14 protein-coding genes are annotated in these 16,544 nt (G+C 72.1%); 8 read left to right on the top strand and 6 right to left on the bottom strand.

Going from position 1 to position 16,544, the window contains the following annotated elements; genetic code table 11:
* The 7 genes from ACQEWB_RS09415 to ACQEWB_RS09385 all read left to right on the top strand — a co-directional run bounded on the left by ACQEWB_RS09415 (position 1) and on the right by ACQEWB_RS09385 (position 7,551).
* A complete protein-coding gene (locus tag ACQEWB_RS09415; RefSeq protein WP_432829000.1) occupies positions 1–633 on the top strand; it encodes an NADPH-dependent F420 reductase in 633 nt (210 codons plus the stop codon).
* Positions 630–926, top strand: coding sequence for an antibiotic biosynthesis monooxygenase family protein (locus ACQEWB_RS09410; protein ID WP_432828998.1), 297 nt, complete (start codon positions 630–632; stop codon positions 924–926). The genes ACQEWB_RS09415 and ACQEWB_RS09410 overlap by 4 nt, the downstream gene beginning before the upstream one ends.
* Before the next feature lie 212 nt (positions 927–1,138).
* Positions 1,139–2,527 carry an FAD-binding oxidoreductase gene (locus ACQEWB_RS09405; protein ID WP_432828996.1) on the top strand — a complete coding sequence of 463 codons (1,389 nt, stop codon included), beginning with the start codon at positions 1,139–1,141 and terminating at the stop codon, positions 2,525–2,527.
* 5 nt (positions 2,528–2,532) lie between these two features.
* The gene (gene mdlC / locus ACQEWB_RS09400; protein WP_432828994.1) at positions 2,533–4,191 is read left to right on the top strand and encodes a benzoylformate decarboxylase; all 1,659 of its coding nucleotides are present in this window, start codon (positions 2,533–2,535) and stop codon (positions 4,189–4,191) included.
* Positions 4,192–4,413: 222 nt separating this feature from the next.
* Complete coding sequence (locus tag ACQEWB_RS09395; protein WP_432828992.1) at positions 4,414–5,250, top strand: type 1 glutamine amidotransferase domain-containing protein; 837 nt, start codon at positions 4,414–4,416, stop codon at positions 5,248–5,250.
* A gap of 28 nt (positions 5,251–5,278) precedes the next feature.
* Positions 5,279–6,961, top strand: coding sequence for a thiamine pyrophosphate-binding protein (locus ACQEWB_RS09390; RefSeq protein WP_432828990.1), 1,683 nt, complete (start codon positions 5,279–5,281; stop codon positions 6,959–6,961).
* A 2-nt stretch (positions 6,962–6,963) separates the two neighbouring features.
* Entirely contained in the window at positions 6,964–7,551 is a 588-nt protein-coding gene (locus tag ACQEWB_RS09385) for a DJ-1/PfpI family protein (RefSeq protein WP_432828988.1), read from the top strand.
* Positions 7,552–7,598: 47 nt separating this feature from the next.
* Here ACQEWB_RS09385 and ACQEWB_RS09380 read toward each other — a convergent pair whose 3' ends face one another.
* From ACQEWB_RS09380 to ACQEWB_RS09360, 5 genes are all read right to left on the bottom strand, one after another.
* Positions 7,599–8,960, bottom strand: a complete 1,362-nt coding sequence (locus tag ACQEWB_RS09380; RefSeq protein ID WP_432828987.1) for a helix-turn-helix domain-containing protein — start codon at positions 8,958–8,960, stop codon at positions 7,599–7,601.
* A gap of 41 nt (positions 8,961–9,001) precedes the next feature.
* On the bottom strand, positions 9,002–9,187 hold the full coding sequence (locus tag ACQEWB_RS09375; RefSeq protein WP_432828985.1) for a hypothetical protein: 186 nt from the start codon (positions 9,185–9,187) through the stop codon (positions 9,002–9,004).
* A gap of 198 nt (positions 9,188–9,385) precedes the next feature.
* A complete protein-coding gene (locus ACQEWB_RS09370; protein WP_432828983.1) occupies positions 9,386–11,713 on the bottom strand; it encodes a dipeptide ABC transporter ATP-binding protein in 2,328 nt (775 codons plus the stop codon).
* Entirely contained in the window at positions 11,710–12,561 is an 852-nt protein-coding gene (locus ACQEWB_RS09365) for an ABC transporter permease (RefSeq protein ID WP_432828981.1), read from the bottom strand. The genes ACQEWB_RS09370 and ACQEWB_RS09365 overlap by 4 nt, the downstream gene beginning before the upstream one ends.
* Before the next feature lie 23 nt (positions 12,562–12,584).
* The gene (locus ACQEWB_RS09360) at positions 12,585–13,568 is read right to left on the bottom strand and encodes an ABC transporter permease (RefSeq protein WP_432828979.1); all 984 of its coding nucleotides are present in this window, start codon (positions 13,566–13,568) and stop codon (positions 12,585–12,587) included.
* Positions 13,569–13,617: 49 nt separating this feature from the next.
* On the opposite strand from ACQEWB_RS09360, the gene ACQEWB_RS09355 reads away from it, so the two are divergent.
* Complete coding sequence (locus tag ACQEWB_RS09355; RefSeq protein ID WP_432828977.1) at positions 13,618–15,327, top strand: ABC transporter family substrate-binding protein; 1,710 nt, start codon at positions 13,618–13,620, stop codon at positions 15,325–15,327.
* Here the strand turns inward: ACQEWB_RS09355 and ACQEWB_RS09350 are convergent.
* A complete protein-coding gene (locus ACQEWB_RS09350; RefSeq protein WP_432843718.1) occupies positions 15,270–16,484 on the bottom strand; it encodes an IS701 family transposase in 1,215 nt (404 codons plus the stop codon). The two genes, ACQEWB_RS09355 and ACQEWB_RS09350, sit on opposite strands and share 58 nt — an antisense overlap.
* Positions 16,485–16,544 lie beyond the last annotated feature (60 nt).

Here is a 16,544-nt window from a genome sequence, read left to right as displayed (position 1 = left end):
ATGAGGATCGGCATCCTGGGCAGCGGCGAGATCGGCGCCACCCTGGCCCGGCTGCTCACCACCGCCGGACACCAGGTCGCCGTCGCCAACCGGCGCGGCCCCGGCTCCCTCGCCGGGCTCGTCACCGAACTGGGCGACCGGGCACGGGCGGCCACGGTCGAGGACGCGATCGCCTTCGGCGAGCCGCTCGTCTTCGTGGCCGTCCCCTTCGGGGTGTACGAGACCCTCCCGGCCGGCGCGCTGGCCGGGAAGGTCGTCGTCGACACCACCAACTACACCCCCGGCCGGGACGGGATCTTCCCGGAGCTGGAGGAGGACCGGACCACGTCCTCCGAGCTGATCGCGGCCCACCTCCCGGACTCCCGGCTGGTGAAGGCCGTCAACACCCTCAACTACAAGTACCTGCTCGACCTCGCCCGGCCCGGCGCACCCCGCGAGGAGCGGACCGCGTTGTTCGTGGCGGGCGACGACGCCGAGGCCGACGGGATCGTGGCCGGGCTCCTCGAAGAGCTCGGGTTCGCGGTCGTCCGGACGGGCTCCCTCGTCACCGGCGGGCGTCGGCAGCAGCCGGGCACGCCCGTCTTCAACCGCCCCCTCAACGCACGTACGGCACAGGAGAGGTGGAGCACATGACCATCGTCGAGACCATCCGGTTCAAGCTGCGCGCGGAGGTCGGCGACGCCGACTTCCAGGACCGCAACCGGACCATGGAGAAGGAGTACCTGCGGGAGCGGCCCGGCTTCCTGGCCCGCTCCACCGCCAGGAGCGCCGAGGGCGAGTACCTGGTGACCGTCCACTGGGCGACCCCCGAGGACGCCGAGGCCACCATCGGGGCCTTCTTCGGAGCCCCCGAGACGCAGTCCTTCCTCGCCGCCGTGGACCTGGAGACCGTACAGCCGGGCCGCTACGAGCTGATCGGGACCTGAGGCGCTCTCCTCCCGTCGGGCCGGCTCCAGGACTGTGAGGGATCCGGGGGCCGGCCCGATTCGTCCTCCGGCCGTCCGGTGCGATCCCCGGACCCGCGCGGCCCGTCCTCGCATCCGACCGTCCCGTGGACCGTCCGTCCATCCTCCGGGCCGTCCGCCGATCCCCCGGACCCTCCGTCCATCCCCTGGACCACACGAGAAGTGGTGGAGCCATGGCACCCTCAACGACCACTCCCGCGTCGGCGGCCGCCGTACGCGCCCTGCGTACCACCCTGCGCGGCGGTGTGTTCACGGCGGGCGACGCGGGCTACGAGCCGGCCCGGCGCCTGTGGAACGGCGCGGTCGAGGCGCGGCCCGCGGTGATCGTCCGCCCCGCCGACGAGACGGACGTGACCTGGGCGGTCCGCATCGCCCGGGCCCACGGTCTGCCGCTGTCGGTGCGCGGCGGCGGCCACGACTGGGCGGGCCGGGCCACCGCCGACGGCGGCCTGGTGATCGACCTCGCCGACCTGCGGCGCGTCACCGTCGACCGCGCCACCGGCACCGCCGTGGCCCAGGGCGGCGCCAGGGCCGGCGACCTGGTCGAGGCGACCCGGGCCCTCGGCCTCGCCCCCGTCACCGGCACCGTCAAGGCGGTCGGCTTCGCCGGACTCACCCTCGGCGGCGGCTACGGCCTGCTGGCCGGCCAGTGCGGCCTGGCCCTGGACAACCTGGTCTCCGCCCGCGTCGTCCTCGCCGACGGCCGCCCCGTCGTCGCGAGCGCCGACGAGAACTCGGACCTGTTCTGGGCCCTGCGCGGCGGAGGCGGCAACTTCGGCGTCGTCACCGAACTGCGCGTCCGCCTGCACCCGATCAGCACCGTGCTCGCCGGCATGATCCTCTACCCGCTCGCCCAGGCCGCCGCCGTCCTGCGCGGCCACCGCGAGGTGACCGCCTCCGCCGCCGACGAACTCACCGTCATGACCGGCTTCTTCGGCGGCCCCGACGGCCAGCCGCTGATCTACCTGCTGCCGGTCTGGTGCGGGGACATCGCACAGGGCCGCCGGGTCATCGACCGCTTCGACGCCCTCGGCACCCCTCTCGCCGGCCGCGTCTGCCCGCAGGAGTACGCGAGCGTCCTCGGCATGTTCGACCAGGTCGTCGTCGACGGCCGGCACAACGAGGTCGGCACCCGCTGGCTGCCCGAACTGACCGACGAGGCAATTGAGTTGATCGTCGACGCGGCGGCCACGGCCACCTCGCCGTACTCCGGCATGTACGTCCACCACTTCCACGGCGCCGCGAGCCGCGTCCGCTCCGAGGACACCGCCTTCGCACTGCGCCGGGACCACCTGCTCGTCGAGATCGGCGCCGCCTGGGACCCCGCCGAGCCGGCGGCGCCGCACCGGCGCTGGGCGCACGAGGTGTCCGCCGCCCTCGCCGGGCACGCACTGCCCGGCGGCTACCCCAACCTGCTCGGCCCGGAGGAACACCAGCGCGCCACAGCCGCGTTCGGCCCGGGCGCCGGACGGCTGCTGAAGGTCAAGGAACGCTACGACCCGGACCGCGTCTTCAGCGCGGTGGCGGCGCTCGAACCGACCCACCCCGACTCAGGAGCCTGATCACCATGACCGCCACCAACGAAGCGGCCACCATCCGCACCGTGCGGGACGCGACCCTCGACGTCCTGCGCGCCCTGGGCATGACGACCGTCTTCAGCAACCCCAGCCACACCGAGATGAAGCTGTTCGAGTACTGGCCCGAGGACGAGTTCCGCTTCGTCATGGGCCTCCAGGAGGCCTCCGTCGTCGGCATGGCCGACGGCTACGCCCAGGGCACCGGCGAACCCGCCCTCGTCCTCATCAACGGCGGCCCCGGCCTCGGCAACGCCATGGGCAGCGTCTACACCGCGGCCGCAGCCAACACCCCGATGGTCATCCTCGGCGGCCAGCAGGCCCGCAAGATGCTGCTCGGCGACCCCTTCCTGGTCGCCAAGGACGCCACCCAGCTGCCCAGGCCGTACATCAAGTGGGCGGGCGAGCCCGGCCGCCCGCAGGACGTGCCCGCGCTGATCGCCCAGGCCTACCAGATCGCCAAACAGGCCCCGCAGGGCCCGGTGTTCGTGGCCGTCCCCGAGGACGACTGGGTACGCCCGGCCGACCCGGAGCCGATCCGGATAGCCCAGGTCGAGAGCGCCGTCGTACCGGACCCGGCCGTCCTGGCACGGATCGCCGAGGCCCTCAGCGGCGCCGAGCGGCCCGGACTGGTGGCCGGCGGTCCCGTGGACGCACAGGGCGCGCGCGGCGAACTCATCGCCCTCGCCGAGAAGTTGAACGCCCGTGTGTGGGGCGCCCCGGTGTGGAACCGCGGTGCCTTCCCGGAGAACCACCCCCTCTTCGCCGGCGTCCTGCCGCCCATCCCCGAGCTGGTCAACGAGCGGCTCGCCGCCCAGCACGACGTGGTCGTCGTCCTCGGCGGCCCGGCGTTCACCCTGTTCACGGCCTGGGACCTGTTCTCGACCGCACCCGCGGACCTCGACAAGTCCCCGCGGCCCCAACTCACCCCGGACGTACGGTTCCTGCACGTCACCGACAACCCGCAGGCGGCCGCCGCGACGCTCGCGGACGAGAGCTTCGTCGCCCCGCCCGGCGCGGTCGTCAAGGCCCTCGTCCCGCTGGTCGCCGAGCGCGAGCGCACCGAACTCGCCCCGGTGCGCGAGCCGGTGCCGGTCCCGGAGCCGTCGACGCCGCTCACCCAGGCCTACCTCTTCCACGTCCTGTCCCAGGAACTCCCGGACGACGCCGCCCTGTTCGAGGAACTGCCCATCGCCCGCGCCGACTTCCACGAGCAGATCCCGCTCGGTGCGGACAACGGCTACTTCGCCACGGCCAGCGGCGCCCTCGGCTTCCCCTTCGCCGGCGCGGTCGGCTACGCCCTGGCCCGCCCCGACCGGCGTGCGGTGGTGGTCGTCGGCGAGGGCTCGGCGCAGTACACCCTGCACGCCCTGTGGACCGCGGCCCAGCACCAGCTGCCGGTCACCTTCGTCATCCCCGACAACTCCGGCTACCTGTCCCTCAAGTACTACCTGGAGGACCAGAAGTCCTGGCAGAAGGGCTGGGACCTCAGCGGCCTCGACATGGCCCAGCTGGCCCGGGGCTTCGGCGTGCGCGGCGAACGTGTCGAGAGCCCCGAGGGCCTGCGCGAGGCCCTGCGCGGCGCCCTGACGGCCGACGGCCCGGTGCTCCTCGACGTCGTGGTCGCCGACCCGGGTCTGTTCCGCCTCTGAGTCCCGCGCACCGACACCGGACGCCCTCCGCCCACCGGGGGGCGTCCTTCGTTGCGCATGGGACAACACCCCTCGTCACGCCCCGATTTGCCGTAGTGCGGTCTGCCACTTGGGGATGTGCGGCACCGGGTGCCCTCCCCGCTGGTACCGGCCGAAGCCCGAAAACTAGACATGAGTTCGGCGGTTCACGCGTACGAACCGACGCCGACCGAGAGGAACCCCATGAGCAGGCGCATCCTCGTCGTCCTGTCCGAGTACGGCTACTGGGGCGAGGAACTCATCGGCCCCCTGGAGACCTTCGACAGGGCGGGCTACCACCTCACCTTCGCCACCCCGACCGGAAAGCGGCCGGTGGCGCTGCCCCCGAGCATGGACCCCGACTACGTCGACCCGCCCCTCGGCCGCTCCGTCACCACGCCCGAGATGGCCGCGAAGGTCAAGGCCGTCGAGGCCTCCGACCGCCTCGACAACCCGCTCGACCTCTCCTCCTGGCTCCCGGACCGGCCCTACCGCTCCAAGCCGTACTTCCTGCGCGACTGGGAGGCCTACAACACCCGCCTGGAGAAGGTCCGCGAGCAGATCGCCGACCGCTACGACGCCCTCCTGATCGTCGGCGGCAGCGGCCCCATCGTCGACCTCGCCAACAACTGGCGCGTCCACGACCTGATCCTCGCCTTCCACGGCCTGGACCGCCCGATCGCCGCGGAGTGCTACGGCGTCGCCTGCCTGGCCTTCGCGCGCGAGCAGGAGGACCGCGAGAGCATCATCCGCGGCAAGCACGTCACCGGGCACTGCATCGAGTACGACTACCTCGACGGCACCGGCTTCGTCGGCACCGACTTCAACATGGGCCCGCCGCCGTACCCGCTGGAGTACATCCTGCGCGACGCGACCGCCCCCGGCGGCGCCTACCACGGCAACTTCGGCAAGACCACCTCGGTGATCGTCGACTACCCCTTCATCACCGGGCGTTCGACCCCCGACTCCTACCTCACCGGCCAGAAGACGGTCGAGGTCCTCGACCAGGGCCTGCGCCAGTGGGGTTTCCGGTCCGCCTAGCCACCGCCGCTCACAAGGAGGCAGACCCATGGACAGCAGGCCGGCCCGGGCGGCGTTCCTGGAACAGCTGGTGGCCGAAGGGGTGCCGTACATGTTCGGCAACCCCGGCACGGTCGAGCAGGGCTTCCTGGACGAACTGCGCCACTTCCCGGCGCTCGAGTACGTGCTCACCCTTCAGGAGTCGGTGGCCGTCGGCATGGCGGACGGCTACGCCCGCGCCACCCGGCGCCCGGCCGTCGTCCAGCTGCACTCCGGCGTGGGCCTCGGCAACGGCATCGGCATGCTCTACCAGGCCAAACGCGGCCACGCCCCGCTCGTCGTGGTGACCGGCGAGGCCGGCCTGCGCTACGAGGCCATGGAGGCGCAGATGGCCGCCGACCTGGTCGCCATGGCCGAACCGGTCACCAAGTGGGCGACTCGGGTGGTCGACCCCGACTCCACGCTCAGGGTCCTGCGCCGCGCCTTCAAGGTGGCCGGCACCCCGCCGTACGGGCCGGTCCTCGTCGTCCTCCCCGCCGACGTGCTGGACCGGCCCACGAGCGAGGAGGCGGTGCCGGTGACCTACCCCGACACCGCCTCCGCGCCAGACCCCCGATCCCTGGAGCGCGCGGCCGAGCTGCTGGCCGATGCGCGCAGGCCGATCGTGATCGCGGGCGACGGCATCCATTTCGCGGGCGCGCAGGAGGAGTTGGGCCGGCTCGCCTCCGTGTGGGGCGCGGAGGTGTGGGGCGCGGACTGGGCCGAGGCCAATCTGTCGGTCCGACATCCGGCGTACGCGGGCCAGTTGGGCCACATGTTCGGCGAGAGCAGCCGTCGTGTCACCGGCGCGGCGGACGCCGTACTGCTGTGTGGCACGTACGCGCTGCCCGAGGTCTTCCCGGCCCTGTACGGCGTCTTCGGCGAGGGCGTGCCGGTGGTCCACATCGACCTGGACACGGACGCCATCGCCAAGAACTTCCCGGTCGACCTGGGCCTGGTGGCCGACCCGAAGCGGTCCCTCGCGCTGCTCGCCGACGCGATCGGCGCGCGGATGAGCCGCGAGGAGCGTACGGCCGCCGAGGACCGGCTGCGACGGGGCGCCGCCGAACGGGCCGAGGCACGGACGGCCGCCGCCCGCGCCGCCCGCGAGCGGGCCGACGCCCAGGAACTCCCGCACGTGGCCTTCGCCGAGGAGCTCGCGGCTCGACTCCCCGACGACGTGGTCCTGTTCGACGAGTCCCTGACCGCCTCCCCGGACCTCTTCGGCCCCCTCCCGGCGGCCGAGCCCGGCCGCTGGCACCAGACCCGCGGCGGCTCCCTCGGCGTCGGCATCCCGGGGGCACTGGGTGCCCAACTGGCCCACCCGGACAGCACGGTTGTCGGCTTCACCGGCGACGGCGGCAGCCTCTACACCTTCCAGGCGCTCTGGACGGCGGCCCGGCACGACATCGGCGCCAAGTTCGTCATCTGCAACAACAGCAGCTACAAGCTGCTGGAACTCAACATCGACCAGTACTGGGGCGCGCAGGGCATCCCCGCGCACGAGTACCCGGAGATCTTCGACCTCTCCCGGCCGGCGATCGACTTCGTCGCCCTGTCGCGGTCGCTCGGCGTGCCCGCGCTGCGCGTGGAGAAGCCGGGCCAGGTGCCGGCGGCCGTCGCCGAGGCGCTCGCGCACCGCGGCCCGTTCCTGATCGACCTGGTGACCGAGCGGCGGGGGAGGGGACGGTAGCGGTGCGACTGACGGGTCACAAGATCGCCGTACTGATGGAGAGCGACTTCTACGAACCCGAGATCCTCTACTACCGCCACCGCTTCCCGGAGGAGGGCGCCGAGGTCCACTTCCTGTCCCGGCTGTGGGGCGCGAAGGAGATGACCTTCCAGGGGCACGAGCACCGGATGCCGTTCACGGTCACCGAGTCCTTCGAGGACGTCGACGAGTTCGCGCTCAAGGAGTTCAGCGCGGTCATCGTCCCGTCCGGCATGGTCGCCGACCGGCTGCGCTACACCGAGGACCCGGCCCAACTCCCGCCCGCCGCAAGGTTCCTGCGCCGTGCCTTCGCCGACCCGGCCATCCTCAAGGGCGTCATCTGCCACGGCATGTGGCTCGCGGCGCCGGTCGCCGGACTGGTCCGCGGCCGGCGTGCCGTGGTGCACAACAACCTGCTCGGCGACCTGCGCAACATGGGCGGCGAGTACGTCGACCGGGACGTGGTCGTCGACGGCGACCTGGTCACCGCCCGCACCGGCGAGCACTGCCACCTCTTCGCCCGCACCATCATCGACCTGCTCGCCGGCCGTCCCAGAGGCGCGGTGAGCTGACGATGGCTCACGGGGGAGAAACACCGGGCGGCACCGCACCGCCCGGCTCAGTCCTGGTGCTGCCGGCTCAACGCCGCCGCCTGCGCGGGGTCATAGGTCGTCGGCATGCCCGAGGCCTGGAGGGCCTGCTCGTACGCCTCCAGGGCCTCCTTGGTACGGCCCTGGCGCTTCCACACGTCGCCGAGATGGCGCCACTCCTGGGCGGTCTCGTACGACGGCGTGAAGTGCCGCAGCTGACGGGCCGCCGCGTGCAGGTTGCGCAGGCCCTCTTCCGGCTCCTCGCGCAGCAGCAGGATCTCGGCGAGCCGGAGCCGGGCCGAGACGGCTTCCACGCGCGGGCCCGAGCCGAGGAGCCCGAGGGCCCGCCGGGCGTGCATGAGGGCGTCGTCCCACTGGCCGAGCTGGGTGTGTGCGTCGGTCAGACAGATCTCGCACTTGGCCTGCTCCACGGCCGTGCCGAGCTCAGCGAGGGTCTGGGCGGTGTCTTCGAGCAACCCGAGAGCGCGCTGCGTGTCCGGCTGCGGGGACTCCAGCTCCAGCCAGGCGACGTTCATCTTGAGGATGGCCACGTGCCGCAGATTGTCGTCGTCGGCCATCATCGCCAGCGCCCGCTCGGTGAGGGCGAGGGCCTCGCTCCGCTGCCGCCGGGAGACGGCGACCAGCCCCGCGTTCCAGTACACCGCGCCCCGGCCGGCCCGGCCGCCGTGCTCCTCCGCCACCGGGATCAGCTTCTGGGCGAGGAGATGGGCGCGCGTGATGTCGCCGCGCATGAGATACGAGGCGATGAGCGTGGCGCCGACCTGGATGTGGTCCACGGTGACGTCGAGTCCGAGGGAGTCGAGCGTGGCCAGGGCCTGCTCGCCGATCTCGATGCTGAGGGTGATGTCCCCCATGTTGCGGTAGCAGCGGCTGAGGGCGACCGAGATCCGGCACCACGCGTCGGAGCCGGCCGCGAGCGACGGGTTCCTGGTCAGCTCCTCCAGCACCGGGATGGCCGCCTCGATCCGGTCGAGCTTCTCCAGCGCGGTCGCCTGGCCGATGCGGGCGCGCAGCCGCATCGCGGGATCCAGCAGAACGGGTTTGGCGAGGAGTTCACCGAAGGCCTGCAGGGACTCGCCGTTGTCGCCGTTGCGCAGGGCCATTTCGGCGAATGCGAGCTTCAGCCGGGTGTCCTCGACGGCGTGGTCGTCCCGGCCGGTTCGCAGATGGTCCGGCGAGCACCCCAGTTTTCCGGCGAGAGAGGCGACCACCGCATCCGAGGGGGCCCTTTTCCCGGATTCGATGAGCGAGATGTAACTCGCGGAGATATCCGTGGAGGCGAGATCCTGCTGCTTGAGACCCAGCTTGGTGCGGAGGACCCGGATGCGCCTGCCCACCTCGACCGGAGATGCATCTTCCGCTTGATCCATATTACTGCTCCAGGGTGAGCACATGACTCGGATGTCATAGATCACAATACCAGCATGACTGTGGCACGCCAATGGGCTTCGCCGCCCTGCTTCCCGTAGCGGCTGAAAGTCTCCTGTTCCGTCCGTGGCACCCGGACGCCGGTGGCAGGAAATGGAAATTCCGATTCCCGTTGTATCTGTACTTTCAATTCTTGCTTGACTTGATCTGTAATGTTCGATTGACTCATTTGGTAAATGTAAATCTATAGGAGAGTGGGGAAAAGGGAGTGATGCATAAATTCGCGGCGATACTGTTGGCCGTCCTGCTCGTCGCCGGACTGGCCGGTGCCGGAGCCTTCCTCGCAGCAGGAAGGGCGTCGGCGGGGGCGGTCGAAGAGCAGCCGGCCCTTGGGCCCGGTGGGTGCTGCTGAATCCTTCGGAATACGTCAGCCCCTCGGCGGCGGGGAATCAGGCCCTGCTGCGGAACGGGCATCGGTGAGCGGAAAATGACATGCCACTGATCGGCCACCCCCCACAGCCGTCGTCAGGGGCTCGGGAATTTCCCGCTCACAGCGATTTCGGCGCTCCTTCGGGAGCGATGCGTACATCGGGCAACGTGTCCGGAACCGGCACCCCCGGACCTCCTCGCCGGGTGACCCCGGATCGCCCCGCAGGATGACCGCCCCGCGGCGGTCGCGGAGCGCGACGGGATCCGGCACCGGCACCGCGTCGAGCAGTGCCCTGGTGTACGGATGGCCCGGCCGCTCGAACACCTTCCGGACCTCGCCGGTCTCGACGATGCGACCGGCGTACATGACCGCGACCCGGTCGGCGATCTGCCGTACCACTGCCAGGTCGTGGGAGACGAACAGACACGCAGGGCCCGGGTCCTCCTTCAGCCTGCGCAGCAGATCGAGGATCCCGGCCCCCACCGACACGTCCAGCGCGGACACGGGTTCGTCCAGCAGAAGCAGCTCCGGCTCCACGGCCAACGCCCGGGCGATGGCGATCCGTTGACGCTGCCCGCCGGAGAACTCGTGCGGGTATCCGGCGGCGTCGCCCGGGTCCAGCCCGACGAGCCGCAGCACCTCCCCGACCCGTGCGGCGACCCGCTCCGCGGGAACCCGCTGCACCCACAGCGGCTCGGCGACGATGTCGCCCACCGGCATCCGCGGATCGAGGCTCGACATGGGGTCCTGGGGCACGAACTGCACCGCACCGCGCAGCCGGCGCGCCACGGCACGGCCGAGCCGGGCGGTGTCATGGCCCAGCACCTCGACGGTCCCGCACTGCGGCGCGGCCAGGGAGACCACCTGGAGCAGGACGCTGGACTTCCCGGCCCCGGACTCACCGACGAGCCCCAGCGTCTCGCCCCGCCGCACCTCCAGATCGACCCGCTCCACGGCCCGCACCGCACCCGCCCCACCGCGCCCCGCCCGACGGCCCTGCCCACCCACCACCGGAAAGGACCGGGCCAGCCCCGAGATCCGCAACACCACGTCCCCGTCCACCCGTTGCCGGAGCGCCGCCCCACCCGCCTGCCGACCCGCCGCCCGCGCCGCCCCACCCGCCGCCTGCGCCGTCCCGCCCGCCTGCCCGCTCGCCGCCTGCGCCGTCCCGCCCGCCTGCCCGCTCGCCGCCTGCGCCGTCCCGCCCGCCTGCCCGCTCGCCGCCTGCGCCGTCCCGCCCGCCTGCCCGCCCACCGCCTTTGCCGTCCCGCCCGTCTGCCGGCCCGGCAGCTGCGCCGTCCCGCCCGCCGAAGGTGGAAACAGCTCCGCTGCACCGAGCCCCGCCGCGACCTCGCCCCGATGGCAGGCGGCCAAATGGCCGTCGACACCGTCGAGTTCGGGCTCCAGCACCCGGCACGCCTCCACCACGAGCGGACAGCGTGCCGCGAAGGCGCACCCCGGCCCCGGCCACCCGGCCGCGGGCGGCGAACCCGGCACCGGCGTGGGCGGTGTGTCCCGGTCGATCCGCGGCACCGAGCCGATCAGCCCTTTCGTGTAAGGCATCCGGGCCGCCCCGTACAGCGCGTCCACGCCGGCGCTCTCCACGATCCGCCCGCCGTACATCACGGCGACCCGGTCCGCGGCACCGGCCACCACCCCCAGATCGTGACTGACCAGCAGCAGCGCCGCCCCCGTGGCCCTGCGTGCGGTGGCCAGCGCCTCCAGGACCTGGGCCTGGACCGTGACGTCCAGCGCGCTGGTGGGTTCGTCGGCCACGATGACGTCGGGCCGCCCGGCCATCGCCATGGCGATCATGGCCCGCTGCCGCATACCGCCCGAGAGCTCGTGCGGATACGACCGTGCCGCCCGCCGGGGCTCCGGCACCCCGACGGCGTCCAGCAGCTCGACCGCCCTGCGCAGCGCCGACTCCCGCCCCGGGCGCGGGCGTCGGTGGATCCGCAGCACCTCGCCGATCTGGTCCCCGACCCTGAGCACCGGAGTGAACGCGGCGAGCGCGTCCTGGAACACCAGGGCGATGTGCCGGCCGCGCACCCGGGCCAGCTCCCGCACCGGCAGCCCGACCAGCTCCCGGCCGAGCAGCCGCACCGAGCCCGACACCCGCAGACCCGGCGGGCTCAGCCCCAGCAGGGCCAGGGCGGTCAGGCTCTTGCCCGCGCCCGACTCGCCCACCAGACCCAGCACTTCGCCGCGGCGCAGCACCAGGTCGACGCCACGCACCAGCGGCAGCGCGGGAGAGCGGCGCGAGGCCGGCCGCTCGACCCGCAGGTCCCGCACGTCGAGCAGCACCTCACCGGACGCCGTCACGCCCCGCTCCCCACGGGATCCGCCGACGCGGACCCGCCCGCCGGATCGAGCACGCCTCGCAACGCGTCACCGACCAGATGGCAGGCGAGGACGAACACGATCAGCAGCCCCGACGGGAACCAGAACATCCACGGATACGTCGTCGGCACGTCCGCGGCATCCGCGATCAGCGTGCCCAGTGACACGTCGGGCGGCTGCGTCCCGAAGCCGAAGTACGACAGCCCGGTCTCGCTGATCACCGCCCCGGCCACCGCCACGGTGGCGTCGGTGACGAGGAACGACGCCAGGTGCGGCAGGATGTGCCGCCGGATCGTCGTGACCGGCCCGACTCCCATGTACCCGGCCACCAGTACGAACTGACGCTTCATCAGCGACCGGGTCGTGGCCCGCACCGCCCGCGCGGTGACCATCCAGCCGAACGCCGCGATCAGTCCGGCGTAGGCGAGCCAGCCGAACGAGCGCAGCCGGGGCGCCAGCAGCACCAGGACGAGGAAGGCGGGCACCACCAGCATCAGGTCGACGAAGAGCATCAGCAGCCGGTCCGCCCAGCCCCCGAAGTAGCCGGCGCACACGCCGACGACCGCTGCGAGGCCCGTCGAGAAGAACGCCGCCAGAGCTCCGATGAGCAAGGACTTCTGGAGGCCCCGCGCGCACTGCGCGAACACGTCCTGCCCGATCCGGTTGGTGCCGAACCAGTGCCCGGCCCCGGGCGGCCGGTGCAGCGCCGAGTAGTCGATGTCGGCGTAACCCCACCGGGACACCAGCGGACCTGCGAACGCGAGCAGGAAAAGGCCGAGCAGCAGCGCCGCGCCCGCCACCGCGCCCGGCGAGCGCACTGACCGTCGCACCGGCGATCCCCCGCGGCCGGCTCTCACGCGTACCGGACCCTCGGGTCGAGCGCGCGATGCAGCAGGTCCGCCACCAGCCCGGCGAGCAGCACCAGGGCGGCGCTGAACACCTCCACCGCCACGGCGGAGTTCACGTCGCCCTTCTGGACGGACTCCACGAACCAGCTGCCCATGCCGTGCCAGCCGTAGATCTGCTCCGTGAACACGGCACCCGTGAACAGGGTCAGGAAGCCGAAGGAGAAGAACGCGGTCAGCGGGATCAGCGAAGTGCGCAGCCCGTGCCGCAGCAGGGCCCGCCCGGGCGTGAGCCCCTTGGCCTCGGCGGTGCGCAGATGGTCGGAGGCGAGCACGTCCAGCGTGGCACCGCGCTGGTAGCGGCTGTACATGGCGATCGCGCCCAGCGCGACGGAGACGGTCGGCAGAATCAAGTGCACGGCGGAGTCGCCCACTTGGGCGAGGAGGCCGCCCCGCAGGCCCGGCGTCCGCTCGCCGGTGTAGCGGATCACCGTACGGCCCGCGGCGTCGTTGACCGACAGGGCACCGGCCTGAAGCAGCAGCCCCAGCACGAAGGGCGGCACCGACAGCACCGCGAACGAGAACAGCGTCAGCGCCCGGTCGGGCAGCCGTCCCCGCCGCATCGCCGCCCACACCCCGGCCAGCACGCCCAGAACGGTGCCCGCCACCGTGCCGGCCACCAGCAGCCGCGCCGTGACCCCCACCCGTCTGCCGAACTCGGCGTTCACCGAGGAACCGTCCAGCGTGCGGCCGAGGTCACCGTGCAGCGCCCGCCACGCCCAGTGGCCGAACCGGTCGGTGACCGGCTTTCCCGGATCCAGCCCGAGACCGGCCAGTTGAGCGTCCACCACCGCCGCGGAAGGGCGTGGTGTCCGCTGCTCGTAGTAGGCCCGCGGATCGAGCGCCATGGCGGAAATCAAATAGCAGAGAAAGGTTGAAACGAGTAGTAATGCGAGGGAGTTCGTGAGGCTTTTTGCCAACGCCCTTGACATGCCTTGATGTTAAGCTCCGGACAACCTCATACGGGGAGAGGTCGTCACAATGAGCGGATGTGCTGTGCGCAACAGGCCGTTGTGGCCCACGCTGATATGGATCGCCCTCTGCGGGCTCCTGTTCGGCTGTACCTCCGCCCACGGCAGCGGCACCTCCGGCGACGAGTCCAGTGCGGCGGTTCCCGCCTACGGCCGTACGGACATCAACGCGCGGCCCCCGGCCGAGCTGAGACAGGGCGGCACCCTCACTCTTCCGATCTACCAGTGGCTGACCCAGTTCAACTACTTCCAGGTGGACGGCGGCTGGGACGACGTCTCCACCGTCATGAGCCTGCTCGAACCCCGGCTCTTCGCCCGCGACGCGAAGGGCACCCCGCACCCGGTCCCGGACTACCTGCGCGCCGCCTCCGTCACCTCCTCCGCCCCGCAGACCGTCACCTACCGTCTCAACCCCGAGGCCAAGTGGTCCGACGGAAAACCGCTGGGCTGGCGGGACTTCGCGGCCCAGTGGCGCGCCCTCGGCCGCGGCGACCAGCGCTACCGTGTCGTCGACCCCAGCGGCTACGAGGACATTGCCTCGGTACGCCAAGGGGCCGACGCGCTCGAGGTGAAGGTCACCTTCAAGCGGCCCTTCGCCGACTGGCAGCGGCTGTTCACCCCGCTCTACCCGGCCGCCGCCTACACCACCCCCGCGCAGTTCAACGACGGCTGGCGCAAGGGCCCGCCCATCACCGCGGGCCCCTTCCGCATCGGGTCGCTGGACGCCACCGCCCAGACCCTCACCGCCGTACCCGACCCGAAATGGTGGGGCACCCGGCCCCGCCTCGACCGGATCGTGCTGCGCACCCTCGACCCGACCACCGCCGTCCAGGCCTTCCTGAACGGCGAGCTCGACGCGGTCAACGCCGCCTCCGCCGACCTCTACGACCGCCTCAAGGACGCCGACGACACCGACATCCGCACCGGCTCGGCCTGGGACGACGTCCAGGTGGCCCTCAACGGCGCCGCGGGCCCGCTCGCCGACCCCGAGGTGCGCCGGGCGGTGCTGAAGGCCGTCGACCGGCAGGCGCTCGCGAAGGTGGCCGGCACCGGTCTGCCCGTCGGCGTCCCGCTGCTCGGCAATCACTTCTTCATGACCAACCAGCCGGGCTACAAGGACAATTCGGGGACCCTTGGAACGTACGACCTGAAGGACGCGGAACGCATTCTTGAACAGCGGGGCTGGCACCGTGACGGCAACAGCGGCACACGAACCAGGAACGGGCAGAATTTGACGCTCCGTTTCGTTCTCAGCCAGGCCACCAACCGACTCGGTCTGGACCTCTCCCAACTTCTCCAGCAGATGCTGCAACAGGCCGGAATCCAGGTGGAGATCCAGAAAGTCCCGGCCGACGACTACTTGCCGAAGTACCTCAACCGCGGGAATTTCGACCTGGCGATCTTCCGATTCACCGGACTGACCTATCCGAGCACCCTGTATCCCGTCTACCGGGAGCCGACCGGCGACCAGATCTACGAGAACTACGGCCGTATTTCCAGCCCCCAGGTCGACTCGCTGCTCAACCAGGCGGTGCACACCCTGGACGCCGGACGCCGCAACCGGCTCTACAACCAGGCCGACCGCCTGCTCTGGCGGCTCGGCCACGACGTCCTGCTCTACCAGCGCCCCCAGGTCCTCGCGGTCCGCGAGGGCCTCGCCAACTACGGCGTCCCCGGCCTCGGCGACACCGACTTCACCGCCGTCGGCTGGGAGCGGTAGGGCCGGTTCAGCGCGTCGTACCCCATCGCCACCGAGGCGAGCGTGACGTGATGGTGCCAGCCGCGGAAGGAGCGGCCCTCGAAGTCGGCCAGCCCGAAGTCCTGCTGGAGCCGCCCGAGGCTCTCTCCGGACAGAGTCCGCAGCTGGGCCAGCGGCAGCACGTCCGACAGCTTGCGGCCGGGCAGGTTGGTCAGCCAGTAGGCACGCGGGGTGGGCCGGCCGTAGGGCCAGTCGGTCACCAGGTGCCGGGGCCGCTGCGGCGGCAGCGCGGCGGCCGACCGGGCGCCCGCACCCCCGCCGTGGGGCGCCTCGGTCAGCAGCAGCGCCGGCGCCGACAGCACCTGGGACTGCCGCATCCGCGCCGTCGCCCGGTCCTGCCAGGCGATCGGCATCCGCTTGCGGTGCTGCGCCGCGTGCACCGCCAGCTCCGTCAACGTGCCGCTCCCGTACGGAGATCCGGCACACGGCCGCGGCAACGTGACCGCCGTGCTCGGCGAGGCCTCGACGAGATAGGCGAGCCCGCGTGCCTCCAGGCCGCGCAGCAGCGGCGCCACGTCGTTCTCGCCGCGCCAGTCCACCAGGACCGGCAGCGGCTCCAGATACCAGTCCTCCAGCATCTCGTCGACGGCCTCCAGGATGTACCGCCAGCGCGGCCGCGACCGCTCCTCCGGCGGCAAGTGGGCCTGGGTGCGCAGCCGTTCGTCGCGGTCCCAGCGGGCCGGCAGCATCAGCCGCCAGCTGACCGGGACCCCGCCGTGCCGGCCCACCAGCGAAGTGGCCAGCGCCAGCTGGCAGTTGACCGTCCGCTCCAGCGAGGGCGCGTACTGCCGGGCCACGCCCACCGAGCGGTCGCCGTTCTTGGCGAACACGACCTCGTCGACGCACCACGCCTCGGACCTGAAGGCCTGGCTCAGCTGCCCGGCGAGCCGCCGGCGCACCGGCCCGCACGGCCACGGGCTCTGGTTCACGAACTGCTGGATCTGCTGCACGGCCCGGCGGCCGAGGACCTGCTCGGAGATCCGGGCCGGCGTCTTGCGCCCGGGCACGTCGAGCAGCCCGCGCACATAGACCTCGCCCCAGCGCCGCTGGTCGGAGCGGCTCAGGGTGCCGAACAGGTCCTGGCAGTACGCGGAGAGGTCCACCGGCTCGTAGGGCAGCTCGTAGGGCGGCTCGTACGACTCCGCGGCGAGGTGCCCGAGGGGCAGGGTGGTGGTCAC

Origin of the sequence: Streptomyces sp. CA-249302, from assembly GCF_050936785.1 — a bacterium.
Taxonomy (GTDB): Bacteria; Actinomycetota; Actinomycetes; order Streptomycetales; family Streptomycetaceae; genus Streptomyces.
The sequence above is the reverse complement of the archived record's forward strand: the minus strand, read 5'-3'. Positions and strand labels throughout refer to the sequence as shown.

Coding starts and splice junctions, on each gene's coding strand:
- mdlC (WP_432828994.1), top strand. CDS start 2,533: ATGACCGCCACCAACGAAGCGGCCACCATCCGCACCGTGCGGGACGCG.
- ACQEWB_RS09380 (WP_432828987.1), bottom strand. CDS start 8,960: ATGGATCAAGCGGAAGATGCATCTCCGGTCGAGGTGGGCAGGCGCATC.
- ACQEWB_RS09355 (WP_432828977.1), top strand. CDS start 13,618: ATGAGCGGATGTGCTGTGCGCAACAGGCCGTTGTGGCCCACGCTGATA.
- ACQEWB_RS09415 (WP_432829000.1), top strand. CDS start 1: ATGAGGATCGGCATCCTGGGCAGCGGCGAGATCGGCGCCACCCTGGCC.
- ACQEWB_RS09410 (WP_432828998.1), top strand. CDS start 630: ATGACCATCGTCGAGACCATCCGGTTCAAGCTGCGCGCGGAGGTCGGC.
- ACQEWB_RS09390 (WP_432828990.1), top strand. CDS start 5,279: ATGGACAGCAGGCCGGCCCGGGCGGCGTTCCTGGAACAGCTGGTGGCC.
- ACQEWB_RS09360 (WP_432828979.1), bottom strand. CDS start 13,568: ATGTCAAGGGCGTTGGCAAAAAGCCTCACGAACTCCCTCGCATTACTA.
- ACQEWB_RS09375 (WP_432828985.1), bottom strand. CDS start 9,187: ATGAGTCAATCGAACATTACAGATCAAGTCAAGCAAGAATTGAAAGTA.
- ACQEWB_RS09405 (WP_432828996.1), top strand. CDS start 1,139: ATGGCACCCTCAACGACCACTCCCGCGTCGGCGGCCGCCGTACGCGCC.
- ACQEWB_RS09395 (WP_432828992.1), top strand. CDS start 4,414: ATGAGCAGGCGCATCCTCGTCGTCCTGTCCGAGTACGGCTACTGGGGC.